Genomic DNA, 16,454 nt, shown 5'->3' with positions numbered 1-16,454 from the left:
CGAACACAGAAGTTAAGCTCCTTAGCGCCGATGGTAGTTGGATTTACGTTCCGCTAGAGTAGGACGTTGCCAGGCAAACAAATCGTATGGATGCGATGAGCCGATATTGAGACCGAAGGGTCTCTTTTTTTATGTCTAAATTTAGCATCAAAGCCGAAGGCAAAAAGAAAGTAAAATAAAAGAAAAAACGGTACAAACTTCGGAGAGAACACGTTAGCGTCTATTTAGCTTTGCGAAGAGAAAGCGATTGAAGCTGATGAATTGAGAAGATGAATTGAGAAAAAGAGAGCAGCGAGTTTAGTTGAGCTAAATGAGCCAATGAAAGACGAAAATGAAGAGAGATGCGACCGCTTACCTCAAAGCAAAGGAAGCTCCATAGCGCCGATGGTAGCAGATTACGTTCCGCTAGAATGATAGATTCAATTGAAGAGGTTAAGCATTACTTTGTTGCTTAACCTTCTTTTTTGTTTTAAATAAATTAACTCCACATTAAATCATGCTAATGAAAAAACCAATGATTTGATTTCCTATTTTTAAAATGTAAAAAGCCTCAATAAATCTATATTTGAAAAAGAACTATCACATTTATATCCCTCTTATATATAAAAATACCCAAAGCTAAAGGTGAAAATGTTGAATATCAAAGAACAATTGAAGACAAAATGAACGATAATGCAAGATATACATTTTAACAGTTTATTAACTATTTAAAGTTATAGTATAATATTTTTAAATAAATATAAATTTATATTGAAATCTTTTTATACAAATAGTATCCTATTGAATGACGATGCAAAGAAATAGAGAAGGTCATCTCCGAAAACAATTAAGGAGTAGAGAACTGTTATGGAAAGAAATAACAAGAAGGGATGGAATTTTCTATCAAATACACAAAACAAGTATTCTATTAGAAAATTCTCTGTAGGCATTTCATCAATTTTAATAGGATCTTTCATTATTTTTGGAGTCGATAATGAAGCACATGCCGCAGAACCAAATGATGCACAAAATATTTCTACAAATAATGACAAAAGTCATAATGAAACACAAATCACTCCAGACCAATCTGCGAATAAGCAAGAAGATACAAATTTGAAATCATCTTCTCAAGCAGAACCTATAGAGGAAAAGAGCGTTAATAGTGCTAAAGACGAAACGTCAACTCCTCAGGAAAATAATAGTGAGAGTAACTCACAAAATAATGCTGAAACTACACAACCTAAAGTTTCAGATTCAGCACCTACTACAAGCACTAGAAATAGTAAGGATGACCAACCATCAGACAATGCAACGTCTAACCAAGTTGACGCAGGTCAACCAACTAGTGAAGATAGTGCTTTAAAACCAAGAAGACGTGTTAGACGAGACGTTGATGATAGCAATGTTCAAGTAGTAGGCAAGCTAGCGTTTAGTGGTACTGATGATACTGAAAAATATTATACATTACCTCCAGATATTACAAATAACCGCCGTGAAATGAATCATAAATTTTCATTTACAAGTTCAGGACCCAGTATTTTCAATAACGGGAAATTAATTTACGAAGTACCAAGACGTTTTATTATTGCACCACCTGCATTTTCTAAATCAGAATATGTAACTAAGAAAACAGACTTATCAGACGATACTACATGGCGCTACCAATTTGATTTAAGACCTATAGCGGGAGCCGCTGCTGGAGAAATCGATATTTCACAAATTGTGGGTGGTATGATTTGGTCGGGGCCAGGTGATGGAGACGTTATCACTTCTACTATGAAAATATATCAAGGTGATACGTTACTTGATACACAAGAAACTCATGCCACATTTGAAAACGTGAAGTGTGGTCTTTATGCAGATCGTGGGCAAGCTAAACCGACATCGATATGGCAAATTCCAGGTAATAAAAAAACAACGGCTAATTCAGAACCGACAATTGGAGTTCTCGAGGCAGATGGTACAGTTTCTGATATATCGGATAGCTATGACTATAAAGTGCCATTTCCAAGTGATCATAATTTTTTAGAAAATGATAATAGGACTACTACCTCAAGAGATTACAGCCGATATACAGATTTTACTTATAGTATCCTAAATATTCCTAGTTGGCTTGAACTAGATCCTAACCCTTACATTACAAATAATAGATTATGGACTCAAGATGAAACTGGAATTCATTTACACTTAAGTGAAGGTCAAGATTTAACTAACACAGCGTATGAACCGTCTTTAAAATTAAAAAAATCTGCACTCACTCCTGAGATTTTACAAAAATTTAAAGACGACGGATTTATTGTCGCCAACCTAATATGGCAAACGGTAGGGCGTTTACCGAATGGGCAAGATTACGTACAAAGTTTACCAGCAGATGAAGGTATTAAATTTAAAATGATAGATAAGCATGGTAAACCTACTGGCCATGTAGCGCTTCGATCATTACGTATTCTTGATCCTTCACGATTATTTTCTAAAGCAGATCATCAACACGAAACATTTAGAGTATTAAAATATTTGACTGATCGAAACCAATCTAACAGCTATGCCCCAACGTATATGCATTCTATTCAAATTCCTAAAGGGCAAGATGGAGATTATTTTACAAAATTTGAGTTCAATCCTAGTTATATAAAATACTTCCAAGGCAAATGGGATAAATATGCAGGTAATAGTATTACTTTAAAAGAACCGTTTATTCTGTATGGAGTTAATAGTGATGGTTCGACAACAAAATTAGCTGAATGGAAAGAAATAAATAAAACGAATAAAGCATATGAGTTTGGTGATAAACGCTATAATCATTTAGTGCTTCAAACGCCTATTATACGTGACACTGTTACGCCAGAAGGTGCAACGGAAACAGATATTTTTGAATGGGGTACAGAAGTTACTTATGCAGTAGATGAGAAAAGATGGCAAGATGCTGCGAAAGATGATAACGTATCACAAATGCAAAATACGCTCATTCTAGATCAAGTTCCGGAAAATACGGTTGAGGCAGCAAGTGCTGTACCGACACGTGGTTTAACTGATGAATTGTCTAGTTCAAAAACTTCTTATATCCATACTAAAGACTTATTTACGCATACACTGGCTAAACCTGTATTTAAAAATACAAATGGTTTCCAAGGCAATATATTAAATTACAATGATAAAGCTAATGTAATAGTGAAAGCTAATGATAGTGATTACTTAAAGTATTTAAGTACAGACGTGACAGATTATAGACCAGACATAGATAATAATCGCTTAGATAATATAAAAAATGTGTATTTATCACTTAACGCTCCAGATGGGACTGTGCTAGGTAATGTGAGAATATGGACTAATAAAGAATTAATACGCAATGCGAATGGTGCTGACTTCTATTATTTTGAAAATTCATCTACGCTTCAAGATAGACCTGTAGTTGATCCTATCAAAGTTATTCCTAATTACAAAAATAGTGGTCGTACTCTATATCTTTACAAAGTCCGGATGGCTATGATTGGAATAAAACGCCTAAAGACAAACGTAAACTTTTCTTTATAGAAGACACGCCTGAAATGACATTTGATATCTTTAATAGAGGTACTTTACCAAGTGGTTCTTATTCTATTCGTTACGCTACAATTTGGGATAAAGACTCTGAATTGGTACGTCCTATTCTAGACCAAACGCTAAGTCGCAACCACATTGATTTATCGGAAGTTATTACTGATGATTTAAGCCCATTAACGAATGACAACAGAGTATCAGTTATCAACGTGCCATTTAACATTTCACTTGCAAAAGAATTTGCGTCTTCATTAACAATTGGTAAAGATGCGACAGACAGTTTTGACAAGTCACGGACAGATGTCGGTTTGGGAGAAAGCGTCAACTTACAAACGACTACAATTAACTTCACCAATAGTGTCGGTATATTAAAAGAAATTATTGTAACCATTCCTAAAGATAATGTTCAAACTACATTAACTGAAACAGTACCTAATACAGATAAATATCACGTCGTTTATACAACAGATAGTGATGTGACAAATGGCACATATACCACCACACCGACTGATTTATCTAAAGTCACTGCTATTAAATATATTTTTGACACGCCACTTATAGTCAACAAAGACCAAATATTTAAAACTAATGTCAAAGTCACTGTACCAGAGGATGCCCCAATTTTAACAAAAGCACATTCACAAATCTTTACGCTAGGTATGGATAATGTATGGCTAGCAGGCAACAAGGTTACATTAGAAACAGAAGATAACCGTGGCGTTTTATTGGTAAGATACACAGATGAAGCAGATAAATATATTCGAAAAAACACAACGTCTAAAGGTACCAAAAATACAGAATATAATGTAGATGTCCCACCAGTGATTAATAACCAGGGTCATCACTACAAATTCTTAAAAGTGGATGATCATTTAGATCCAATAAAAGGTCATTATGAGAAACGACAAACTAAAGTGGTTCATCTCATTTATAAAGAAGTGTTTGAAGGAAGTGTCTTTGCCGACTTTAAAACAACAACTGGCGAGGTATTAAGTCCACAAATTACAGTTCTAGACCATCAACTTGAAGGTACACATTATACGACAACAGCACCTACTTTTGCCGATAAAGTGGTTTATGAGAATAATAAAAACGGTCATATTAAGAAAACAATCCATTACCGTTTAGTAGCAATACCGAAAAATCAAAACGGTGAAGTCATTGGAAATCAAGATATCATGGTGCATTATGTTTATGAACCTGTAACAACATATGAACTCGTTCCAAACAATCCACCACAAGTAGATAAACCGCAATTAAAAGTGACACGTTATATTGATAGACATGGTAGAGATATTATTAAACCGAAAAAAGGTAAACATAAACCTTATCCTAATATTCCAGGCGGTTGGACATATACAGGTATTGTTGAAGCACATGATGGTATTACTACTTACATTTATGAAAAAGTTAAACATCATCCAACACCTAAATGTAAAAAAGTGACTCCACCAGTTAAACACCATGAAGCACCACCTATGAAACAACATGTTAAGGTGAGCTCACCTATCAAAAAAGAACATGTATCAAAAGAGAAACCATATAGTACTCATCATACAGTGGAATTACCAGAAACAGGTAAGTCTGAAGGTAACACACCACTATTTGCGAGTCTCTTATTAGCATTAGGCACAATCTTTATGTTTAGAAAAAAAGATCGAACATCTAAAACAAAATAATTAAATGATTTTAGAGGGTTAAGACAATAAAGTATAAAGTGTCTTAGCCTTCTATCTATAAAATAGGCCAGAAATTTGGAAACTTAAAAGGAAGAATTATATTATATTGCGTTAAATAACTTTAATAATATAGATAAAAGAGAGAATTCATAGGCATATATTTTGATATAATATCAACTAAACTAAGTTATAATATAATATTTTTAATTAAATATAAAATTATATTGAAAAATTAGCATACAAATAGCATTCTATTGAAGACGATGCAAAAAAATAGACAAGGTCATCTCTGAATAAATTAAGGAGTAAAAACAGCTATGAGAAATAACAACAAAAAGGGAGTTGATTTTTTGTCGAATAAACAAAATAAATATTCGATTAGAAAATTTTCTGTAGGCATTTCATCGATTTTAATCGGGTCATTTATTATTTTTGGGGTAAATAATGAAGCGCATGCTGCCAAACAAGAAAACAATTCAACTATTTCTACAAATAATGATACTAATCATCAAGCTTCTCAAGATGTTTCAAACAACACAACAGATAACCAAGAAGATACTAATGTAAAACCATCTTCTCAAGATGCTCAAGTAACGCCAAAAGAGAACAATGATACAACTACAGATAAAAAAGAGAACGGCACTTCTCAAGAAGCAAATAAGGATACTACTGCACAAACGAATGCTGAAAGTAACCAACCTAAAGAAACAGATGCTACGGCTACTACGAGTCAAAATAACGATAATAGCGAACAACCTACAGAAAATCCAACATCTAATCAAGTTGACGCACATCAACCAACAAGTGAAACAAGTTCTACAACACCCAAACGACGTGTAAGAAGAGATGTTGATGACGATGATGACGATGCGAACGTCGAAGTTACAAGTAGGCTAGTATTTAGTGATACACATACCAATAATAAACATTTTAATTTAACATCAGATGTAAACAATCACCGTCGTGTAATGAGCACTACATATTCATTTGCGAGTTCAGGGCATAATAGTTTAGATAATGGGAAACTTGTCTATGAAGCGCCAAAGAGATTTATTGTAGAACCACCAGCATTTTCTAAATCGGAATATGTAATTAAAAAAACAGATTTATCCGATGCAGACACATGGCGCTATCAGTTTGATCTTAGACCTATAGCAGGTGCAGCGGCTGGTGAAATAGAAATTTCACAAGTTATTGGTGGAATGATCTGGAGTGGCCCTAGTGATGGCGATACAGTCACTACATCTATGAAAGTATATGAAGGCGATAATTTGCTTGATTCTCAAGAAACTCAAGCTACATTCGATAACGTCAAAGGGGGACTGTATGCCGATTATGGCCAAACGAAACCAACGTCGATATGGCAAGTTCCAGGTACTCCTAAAAAAGCAGCGAGTGCTGAACCAACTATCGGTATTATCTCGAAAGATGGCACGGTCTCCGATAAATCTGATAACTATCGCTATAATGTGCCATTGCCAAGTGATAACTGGTTCTTAGAAAATCGTGACGACGCGACTACATCAAAAGATTATGGACGTTACACTGACTTCACGTATAGCGTGTTAAATATACCAAGTTGGCTTGAGTTAGATCCAGAGGCTTCTGGTAATCAATATTGGACGCAAGATGATAAAGGTATCCATATGCATTTAACTGATGGGCAAAAATTACCTTTTGTAGCTTATAAACCGTCATTAAGATTAAAAAAATCTGCACTTACATCTGAAGATATACAAAAATTTAAAAAAGATGGATATATCAACGTCAATTTATTATGGCAAACGGTCGGACGCTTACCAAACGGTCAAGATTATGTCCAAAGTTTACCTGCTGATGAAGGCATTAAATTTAAAATGATTAGCGAAGCGGGTTCGGAAGCTGGTGATGTATACTTCCAAGCACTTAGACATCATGACCCTTCACGCTTATTATCAAAAGCTGATCATTTACACGAAACATTTAGAGTTATTAAATCTATTAATAACCGAGATCAATCTAATAAGTACGCTTCAACTTATATGCATTCTATTCAACTTCCGAAAGGACAAGAAGGAGATTATTTTACAACATTTAGCTTAATGCCTTTTGGAGTAAAATATTTTAATGGTTCGTCAGTAAAAACATCTGAAAATGATACCTATGAGTTTAAAACACCATTTGTACTCTATGGGGTAAATAGTGACGGTTCGACAACTAAACTTAATGAATGGACAACGTTAAATAAAGACAATTCCACGTATAAAATTAATAATAGTCATTATGATCATTTAGTTCTTCAAACACCCGTGCTTCGTGACACGATTTCAACAGCTGATGAAGCACAAAAAGATGTGTTTGAATGGATGGCAGATGTTACGTATGCAGTTGATGAAAAAAGATGGCAAGATGCGGCTAAAGATGATAGCGTTACACAAATGCAGAATAGTATCATTATCGATCAAGTAAAACAAAATACGGTTGAAGCAGCAAGTGCTGTGCCAACACGTGGATTATCTGGCAGTTTATTCCATCGAAACTATTCTTATATTCATACAAAAGAAGCGTTTCCGCATAAATTGGCGACACCTGTGTTAAAAAATACAAATGGATTTACAGGAAATACATTAAATTACAATGATAAGGCCAATATAATAATTAAAGCCGACACAAAAGACTATTTAAGATATCTAAGTAAAGATGTGCTAGATGATACTTCAGACATTGATAATACTAAATTAGATGATATAAAAAATGTTTATTTAACACTTAGTGCGCCAGATGGAACTGCACTTGGAAATGTTCGTGCGTGGACGAATAATGAACTCATCCGTACTTCTTTCTGGTGGGATGATGCTTCATTGGAAAATACATCGAAATCTGTGCTTAAAGATAGACCAGTGATAGACCCAATTAAGGTAATCCCAAATTATAAAAACAGTGGTAGAACATTATATGTTTATAAAGCACCTGAGGGGTATAACTGGAATCAAACTAGTAAAACGACGGGCGCGTATCGCAGTTCGTTAACACAGAATACTCCAGAAATTACATTCGACATCTATAGTAGAGGGACATTACCAATTGGTTCTTACTCAATTCGTTATGCGGCAATTTGGGATAAGGATTCCGAGCTTGTACGTCCTAGTGACGACCAAACATTAAGTAGTAATCATCTACTGTTATCGGATGTTATTACTGATGATTTAAGTGCGAGTACAAATGAAAAACGAGTTTCAGTTATTGATGTACCATTCAAAATTGCACTTGCCAAAGAATTTGCGTCTTCGTTAACGATTGGTAAAGATGCGACTAATAGTTTTGATAAATCACGTGTAGACATCAATCTAGGAGAAACTGTCAACTTACAAACTACGACAATCAACTACACTGATAGCCCTGGTATCTTAAAAGAAATCATTGTCACTATTCCTAAGGACCATGTTCAAACGACATTAGCTGAAAAGATTCCTGATACAAGTAAATATCGTGTGGTTTATACAACAGATAGCGATGTGAAGAATGGTACATATACCTCAAATCCAACTGACCTATCTAAAGTCACTGCAGTTAAATATGTATTTGATACACCACTTGTAGTGAACAAAGGAGAATCTTTTAGTACTAACGTAAAAGTAACTGTGCCAAAAGATGCGCCAATTTTAACAAAAGCACATTCACAAATCTTTACTCTTGGTACGGATGATCTTTGGTTAGCTGGTAATAAGGTAACACTTGAAACAGAAGACAACCGAGGCGATTTAGAAGTTAGATATACGGATGAAGAAGGAAACACTATCCAAAATAACACAACTTCTAAAGGTGTAAAAAATACTGAATATAACGTTGATATACCACAAATTATTAATAACAATAGTCGTCACTATAAATTTGTAAAAGTAGACGATGAACTCGACCCAATTAAAGGTCATTATGAGAAAAAACAAACAAAAGTTGTTCACTTAATTTATAAAGAAATTTTTGAAGGAAGTGTATATGCGGACTTTAAAACTACTGATGGTGAAGTGATAAGTCCACAAGTGACAATTTTAGACCATCAAGTGGAAGGTACGCACTATACAACAACTGCACCAACGATTGAAGATAAAGTCACTTATGAAGATAATGAAAACGGTCGTGTTAAAAAGATGGTTCATTATCATTTAACAGCAGTACCAGAAAATCAAAGTGGTGAAGTAGTTGGCAATCAAGATATTACAGTGCATTATGTGTATGAACCAATTACAACTTATGAACAAGTCCCAGATAATCCGCCACAATATGATTTACCAGAATTAAAAGTGACACGTTATGTCGATACAGATGGTAATGAGGTCCAAGACGCAGAAGAAGGTACACAACAGCCACCAGATGTTATTGGAGATAAATGGCAATATACATCACAAATGACTGAAGAAGATGGCATCACAACGTATGTATATGAAAAAATCAAAACAGAAGTGCCAAACGAAGCGCCACAATACGACTTACCAGAACTAAAAGTGACACGTTATGTTGATACTGAGGGTAATGAAGTTCAAGATGCGGTAGAAGGCACACAACAGCCACCAGATGTTATTGGAGACAAATGGCAATATACATCACAAATGACTGAAGAAGATGGCATCACAACATATGTGTATGAAAAAATTAAAACAGAACTACCAAATGAAGCACCACAATACGACTTACCAGAATTAAAAGTGACACGCTATGTCGATACAGATGGTAATGAATTGAAAGCTCCAGAAGAAGGATTACAAACACCACCAAGCGTTATTGGAGATAAATGGCAATATACGTCACAAATGACTGAAGAAGACGGTATTACAACATATGTGTATGACAGAATTCAAACAGGCGTACCAAATGAAGCACCACACTATGACTTACCACAATTACAAGTTACGTGTTATGTAGATAAGCACGGTAACCCAATTATGAGTGCAAGAAAAGGTAAGCAAAATCCATATGCTGATATTCCAAGTGGATGGAGATACACTGGTATTGTTAAGGAACAAGATGGTATTACAACAACTTATGTATATGAAAAGGTTAAAGAACAACCGATTCCTACGCCTAAATGTAAAAAAGTGGTTGCTCCAATTAAACCTGATGAAAAATTATGCCCACCACAAAATATTAAGGTGACTGTACCAGTGGAAAAAGAACATCCACATAAAGCACCACAACATAGTACATCTCATAAAGTGGGATTACCAGAAACAGGTAAAACAGAAGGTAATACATCAATCTTTGCGAGTCTACTATTAGCTCTAGGTACACTGTTCATGTTTAGAAAAAAAGATAGAGACACTAAAACAAAATAACTAAATTACTTTAGAATCACATTCTAAAGTGACTAAACTCTCTCCAAAGTAAAAATTAAAACTTTTGGAGGGAGTTTTTTAGTTTAAAATTCATTAGTAATTATACTTTAAATACTTTTACCAATATTTTTGAGACTGTGATATATATTCATGAAACCTAAAATGATAGCATTAACATAGTAAATTATTTTATTTATTATAGTTATTGGAAGATCTAATTTGATATTGGAGGATTTTATTATTGGAAGTTTTAATGTTACTTATAAGTACTATTATACTTACGATAGTTATGATATTGGACTTTTTTGGGTTAGTTGATATAGATGTTCCGATATTACACATTTCAATTTATTGGATTTCAAGTATTTTAGCATTATCAATTTCTTTAATAATAAGAAACTTTTATAGAAATAAGTATAAGAAAGAATTAATGGATAGCGAAGATAGTCCCGTTTTAAAAGAAAATGAACTTTTTTATCAATCACCTATTTATATAGTTGATGATATTCATATTAAAATTCACGGTATGAATGATACAAGTTGGCAACCTTATTTTAATAATTCAGTGCAAAAGTGGCTGAGTATTCTTAATTTTATGTCAGCATTTGGGATAAGTGTTATATCTCCTAAACATAAAGTAATTGTTAAGAGAGTTAAATTATGGTCCTTACGTCCTCATTACCATGTTTATGTTGAGGGATATAAAGTTGGAGACTTTAAGATGCGAAGGATTATAAATGGAGGGATTAAGCAACAAACTCCTTATATTTTTCTAGATTATAAGAATCATTATTATTTTAATAATCCTTACTTTTCAACTAAAACCACTATACAAGAAGGTAGTAATGATATATTACTCGCACATCGCTCTCTTTTTGATTTAGGTAAAAATTTAATAACTCAACGTAGAGGTGAAAAACATTATATAACTGTTCTTGATAACTATGATTATCCACAAGAATTGTGGTTAGCATTATATATTCAAGTAATGTTAAATAAACAAAAGGAATAGTGGCATATAAATAATCAGTACAGTTAGAATATACATAACCAACGTATATTTAATTCCAAAACCACAAGAAAGTGTGACTAACTTGAAGTATTCTCATCTTCCTATTACGATACAACTAAATAAATTAATAGATAAGCATGCGATTTCTTTACATGTGCCAGGGCATAAAAACATGACGATAGGGCATCTCAAACAATTAAAAAGAGAAATGGATATGACTGAAATTACGGGTTTAGATGATTTGCATCACCCTGAATCAATCATTTTGGATAGTATGACAGAGATTGATAAACACCCAGATTATGATGCTTATTTTCTTGTAAATGGGACGACTTCAGGCATTTTAGCGGTCATTCAGGCGTTTTCAAATAGAGACGGCAACTATTTATTAAGTAGAAATGTGCATAAATCCGTGTTTCATGGAGTAGATTTGACACGTCAAAATGCAGAATTAATGCCTATGATTAAAAGTCAGACAAGCCAACATTATCTTCAACCAGATTTTGAACATATATCTTATAACGAACAGAAACTAGCCGTGATAACTTACCCTAACTATTACGGTGAATGTTTCGATATCAACAATAGCGTGCAGTCTTTACATCAACACCATATTCCTGTGCTTGTAGATGAAGCACATGGTGCGCATTTTGGGTTGCCTCATTTTCCAAAATCAGCGTTAGAAGCGGGTGCAGATTATGTCGTGCAGTCTTATCATAAAACGTTGCCAGCACTCACAATGGGGTCAGTCTTATTTATTCATAAAGACGCGCCTCTCAAAGAAGAAGTCGTGCGTTATTTAGCGTATTTCCAAACCTCAAGTCCATCCTATTTGGTAATGGCAAGCATTGAATTAGCCTATCAATTTTACAAAGGTTATGAGAGCAGTACATTTTTTGAAAAAAGGGCACGATTCATCGATGTCTTAACTCAAACGGGATTTGAGGTTAAACACGTAGATGATCCATTAAAATTATTAATTCGTTACCCAGGTTATTCGGGATATGAAGTACAAACATGGTTTGAAGCGTGTGAGATTTATACAGAATTAGTAGATACACATCAAACTTTGTTGATATTGCCACTTTGGCATGAAGGTGATAGCTATCCTTTTCAAGAATTATTACATAAGATAGCAACAATGAAGTTACCTCTCAAAAAAGACAAAGCATTAAAATCGTTACCTTTAGTATTAGAAGAAGGATTCTATTCTTCAGAATCGCTTGAACACACGAAATGGATTGATATAGAATTAGCTGAAAATAAAATCTTAGCTAAACATTTAATTCCTTATCCGCCAGGGATACCTGTTTTCTTAAAAGGAGAGAAAATCTCACGAAATATGATAAAATTAATGCAATATTATCTTGAAGGTGAAGGCAGAGTTGAAGGTCTAAACCATAACAAAATATTAGTTAAGGATGAATAGAATGTCAGCATTTATAACATTTGAAGGCCCAGAAGGTTCTGGTAAAACGACGGTTTTACGTAAGGTATTTGAACAGTTAAGTCATGACTATGAAGTGATTGCGACTAGAGAACCTGGAGGCGTACGTACTGGTGAAGCAATTCGGGAAATTGTATTAGAAGGCGATAACATGGATATTCGCACAGAAGCGATGTTGTTTGCGGCTTCACGACGAGAACACTTGGTAGAGAAGATATTACCTGCATTAGACGAGAATAAAATAGTCTTATGTGATAGATATATTGATAGTTCTCTTGCATATCAAGGCTTTGCACGGGGTATAGGTATTTCAGAAGTGAAACAGTTAAATGAATTTGCGATTAATGGTCGATATCCTGATTTAACAATATATTTGGATATTACTGCGGAAGTAGGTCGAGACAGAATTTTAAAAAATCAACGAGATCAGAATCGACTTGATAAAGAAGATTTAGCTTTCCATGAAAAAGTAATCGAAGGATATCAACATATCATTCAAGAAACACCTAATCGTTTTTCGGTAGTGGATGCAACACGAAATGTTGATGAAGTAGTGACTGAAACTTATAAGATAATCTTAAATTTTTTTAAAAAATTATGATATAATATCAAGAAGAGGTGTTTTAAGATGAAAATGATTATAGCGATCGTTCAAGATCAAGATAGTCAAGAACTTTCAGACCAACTCGTAAAAAATAACTTTAGAGCTACAAAATTAGCAACTACTGGTGGATTCTTAAGAGCTGGTAATACAACATTCCTATGTGGTGTTGATGATGACTGGGTTGATGACATTTTAACAGTAATTGATAATACTTGTGGTAATAGAGAACAACTCGTTTCTCCAATGACACCAATGGGCGGTAGTGCAGATTCATACATACCTTACCCAGTTGAAGTTGAAGTGGGTGGCGCTACGGTATTCGTAATGCCAGTTGATTCATTCCACCGCTTTTAATCTTTAAAATGATGAGTAATGTAGAAATTAGAAAACAAAGACACCTTAGATAACGATGCAATATTCGAGGTTGGGACATTAAAAGTTTGTGCTCTAAGACACCGACACACGGTAGTCTAAAGCAGGTTTTTGTAGGATACATAATGATTCAACAAAATTTGAAATACAATTTTGTTTAGCGTTAGATTCTACTTAAATCCGAAAGCTTTTGTCCTGGCCTTTTTTTATATAAGAAGATGAATAAGGAGTATGCAAACATGGATGAACAACAAAAATTGGCTAACGCTTATCATTCAAATAAGCTATCGCATGCGTATTTATTTGAGGGTGATGATGCACAATCAATGCAACATGTAGCGATGGAATTTGCAAAACTTATTCTTTGTAATGGGGACCAACAATGTGAATTAAAAGTAGATAACTATAATCAACCAGATTTTATCTATGTAGCTTCTGAAGAAAATACCATCAAGAAAGAACAAATCGAACAACTTGTACACCGTATGAATCAGCTACCTATAGAAGGGACACACAAGGTCTATATTATTGAAGACTTTGAAAAGTTGACTGTGCAAGGTGAAAATAGTATTTTAAAATTTTTAGAAGAGCCTCCTGAGAACACCATCGCGATTTTAATGTCTACGAAACCAGAACAAATATTAGATACCATACATTCACGTTGTCAGCACGTTTATTTTAAACCAAGTGATAAACAACATTTTATAGATAGATTAGTAGAGCAAGATATAAATAGGGCTGTCGCTGAAATGTTGAGCACATATACAACGCAGTTAGACACAGCTAAAGATTTAAACGAAGAACACGATTTAGTCACGCTTAGGAAGTCTATCGTACATTGGTGTGAACTATTATTAACCAATAAACCTATGGCGCTTATAGCGATTATTGATTTGTTAAAGAACGCCAAAAATCGTAAATTACAGTCGCTTACGTTAGCAGCGGTTAATGCTTTTTTCGAAGATATTATGCATGCTAAGGTAGGTACTGAGAACGACTATATTTATCCGGACTTAAAAGCAGAAGTTGAAAAGTACGCAAGCCAATTAACATTTAATCAAATTATATTAATGTATGATCAAATTACGGAAGCGCATAAAAAGTTAATGCAAAATGTTAACCCAACGCTCGTATTTGAACAAATTGTAATCAAAGGTGTGAGATAAAATGCCAATTATCGTAGGTGTACAATTTCAAAAGGCAGGGAAATTGGAATATTACGCGCCTAATGATTTAGACGTCGATACTGACGACTGGGTAGTGGTCGAGTCTAAACGAGGCATTGAAATTGGGAAAGTAAAATTTTCACCAAAGAGTGTGGAAAATGGAGATGTGACACTACCTTTAAAAGAAGTGATACGTGTTGCAACTGAACAAGATATTGAAAGATATCATCAAAATGAAGAAGACGCTAGTAACGCATTAGCATTATGTAAAGAATTAGTGAAAGAACAACAACTAGATATGCGCTTAGTCAATTGTGAATATACACTAGATAAGTCTAAAGTTATCTTTAATTTTACAGCAGACGATCGTATCGATTTCCGTAAACTAGTAAAGAATTTAGCACAGAATTTAAAAACACGTATCGAACTTAGACAGATTGGTGTACGTGATGAAGCCAAACTACTAGGTGGTATTGGACCTTGTGGACGTTCACTGTGTTGTGCTACGTTTTTAGGTGATTTTGAACCTGTATCTATAAAAATGGCTAAAGATCAAAACTTATCATTAAATCCTACGAAGATTTCAGGTGCTTGTGGACGCTTGATGTGTTGTTTAAAATATGAAAATGATTTATACGAAGAAGCTAGAGCACAATTGCCAGATGTAGGCGATAAAGTAGATACCCCTGAAGGTAAAGGCCAAGTAGTTGGTTTGAATATATTAGATATTTCTATGCAAGTTAAGGTCGAAGGTTTAGAGCAACCTATGGAATATAAAATGGAAGAATTAGAAGCTTTAAATTAAGGAGGGTTTAGTACTCTTGAACCGTAATGACTTATTTGAAAAAGTTATACAACTTGAAAGCAATGTAAAGCAATTAAATCAAGATATGAGCGAACTCAAATCGTTGGCCATCCAACTTATTGAAGAGAATGTTACATTACAAGTTGAAAATGATAATTTAAAAACATTAATGGCTAAAAGTGAACAAGATGTTGAAGTAGCCAAAGTTTCTAATACTGTTAACGATGATAAGAAAAAGACTGACAATGCTAATGACACGAAACGATCAATTAAAAACGTTAAAAAACCTTTACCAAGTAAAGATAATTTAGCGGTACTTTATAGTGAAGGTTTCCATATTTGTAATGGCGAATTATTTGGGAAACACCGCTATGGCGAAGATTGTCTATTATGTATGAATGTGCTAAATAGCTAAGGATTCTTTTTATCGTAAAATATTACAATCACGGTTTACCAATAACATAAAAGGTAGAAACTGATAATATATAGTTTGATAACAAGGGATGGATTTCAACACGCATGATTACTAGTTTGTGTTGTAAAG

General features: G+C 34.0%; 10 protein-coding genes. All 10 read left to right on the top strand.

The features are described from left to right. Nucleotides 1-846 precede the first annotated feature (846 nt). The 10 genes from FH144_RS11215 (at nt 847) to yabA (ending at nt 16,325) form a co-directional block, all read left to right on the top strand. Entirely contained in the window at nt 847-3,510 is a 2,664-nt protein-coding gene (locus FH144_RS11215; protein WP_242315934.1) for a YSIRK-type signal peptide-containing protein, read from the top strand. A gap of 14 nt (nt 3,511-3,524) precedes the next feature. Next, nucleotides 3,525-5,195 (top strand): MucBP domain-containing protein, encoded by a 1,671-nt coding sequence (locus FH144_RS11210; protein WP_242315925.1) that lies wholly within the window; start codon nt 3,525-3,527, stop codon nt 5,193-5,195. 350 nt (nt 5,196-5,545) lie between these two features. After that, on the top strand, nt 5,546-10,504 hold the full coding sequence (locus FH144_RS11205) for a MucBP domain-containing protein (RefSeq protein ID WP_277953185.1): 4,959 nt from the start codon (nt 5,546-5,548) through the stop codon (nt 10,502-10,504). A gap of 241 nt (nt 10,505-10,745) precedes the next feature. After that, nucleotides 10,746-11,516 carry a hypothetical protein gene (locus tag FH144_RS11200; protein ID WP_242315913.1) on the top strand — a complete coding sequence of 257 codons (771 nt, stop codon included), beginning with the start codon at nt 10,746-10,748 and terminating at the stop codon, nt 11,514-11,516. Nucleotides 11,517-11,598: 82 nt separating this feature from the next. Beyond that, nucleotides 11,599-12,945 (top strand): aminotransferase class V-fold PLP-dependent enzyme, encoded by a 1,347-nt coding sequence (locus FH144_RS11195; RefSeq protein WP_242315911.1) that lies wholly within the window; start codon nt 11,599-11,601, stop codon nt 12,943-12,945. Between the two features lies 1 nt (nt 12,946). Then, nucleotides 12,947-13,564: a dTMP kinase gene (gene tmk, locus FH144_RS11190; RefSeq protein WP_242315910.1), complete on the top strand. Its 618-nt coding sequence runs from the start codon at nt 12,947-12,949 to the stop codon at nt 13,562-13,564. Nucleotides 13,565-13,591: 27 nt separating this feature from the next. Beyond that, the gene (locus FH144_RS11185; protein WP_242315908.1) at nt 13,592-13,921 is read left to right on the top strand and encodes a cyclic-di-AMP receptor; all 330 of its coding nucleotides are present in this window, start codon (nt 13,592-13,594) and stop codon (nt 13,919-13,921) included. Between the two features lie 257 nt (nt 13,922-14,178). Next, complete coding sequence (locus tag FH144_RS11180; protein WP_242315906.1) at nt 14,179-15,105, top strand: DNA polymerase III subunit delta' C-terminal domain-containing protein; 927 nt, start codon at nt 14,179-14,181, stop codon at nt 15,103-15,105. Nucleotide 15,106: 1 nt separating this feature from the next. Then, a complete protein-coding gene (locus FH144_RS11175) occupies nt 15,107-15,910 on the top strand; it encodes a PSP1 domain-containing protein (protein ID WP_242315904.1) in 804 nt (267 codons plus the stop codon). Between the two features lie 16 nt (nt 15,911-15,926). Further along, complete coding sequence (gene yabA, locus FH144_RS11170; RefSeq protein WP_242315902.1) at nt 15,927-16,325, top strand: DNA replication initiation control protein YabA; 399 nt, start codon at nt 15,927-15,929, stop codon at nt 16,323-16,325. The last annotated feature ends 129 nt before the right edge of the window (nt 16,326-16,454 follow it).

This window comes from Staphylococcus sp. acrmy (genome assembly GCF_022690565.1).
In the GTDB taxonomy this organism is placed as follows: Bacteria; Bacillota; Bacilli; order Staphylococcales; family Staphylococcaceae; genus Staphylococcus; species Staphylococcus caledonicus.
This window is presented reverse-complemented; position numbering and strand designations above follow the sequence as displayed.

What these genes read in the sequence shown, in the direction of transcription:
- tmk (WP_242315910.1), top strand. Translation starts at nt 12,947, where the DNA reads ATGTCAGCATTTATAACATTTGAAGGCCCAGAAGGTTCTGGTAAAACG.
- FH144_RS11185 (WP_242315908.1), top strand. Translation starts at nt 13,592, where the DNA reads ATGAAAATGATTATAGCGATCGTTCAAGATCAAGATAGTCAAGAACTT.
- FH144_RS11215 (WP_242315934.1), top strand. Translation starts at nt 847, where the DNA reads ATGGAAAGAAATAACAAGAAGGGATGGAATTTTCTATCAAATACACAA.
- FH144_RS11175 (WP_242315904.1), top strand. Translation starts at nt 15,107, where the DNA reads ATGCCAATTATCGTAGGTGTACAATTTCAAAAGGCAGGGAAATTGGAA.
- FH144_RS11180 (WP_242315906.1), top strand. Translation starts at nt 14,179, where the DNA reads ATGGATGAACAACAAAAATTGGCTAACGCTTATCATTCAAATAAGCTA.
- FH144_RS11210 (WP_242315925.1), top strand. Translation starts at nt 3,525, where the DNA reads ATGACATTTGATATCTTTAATAGAGGTACTTTACCAAGTGGTTCTTAT.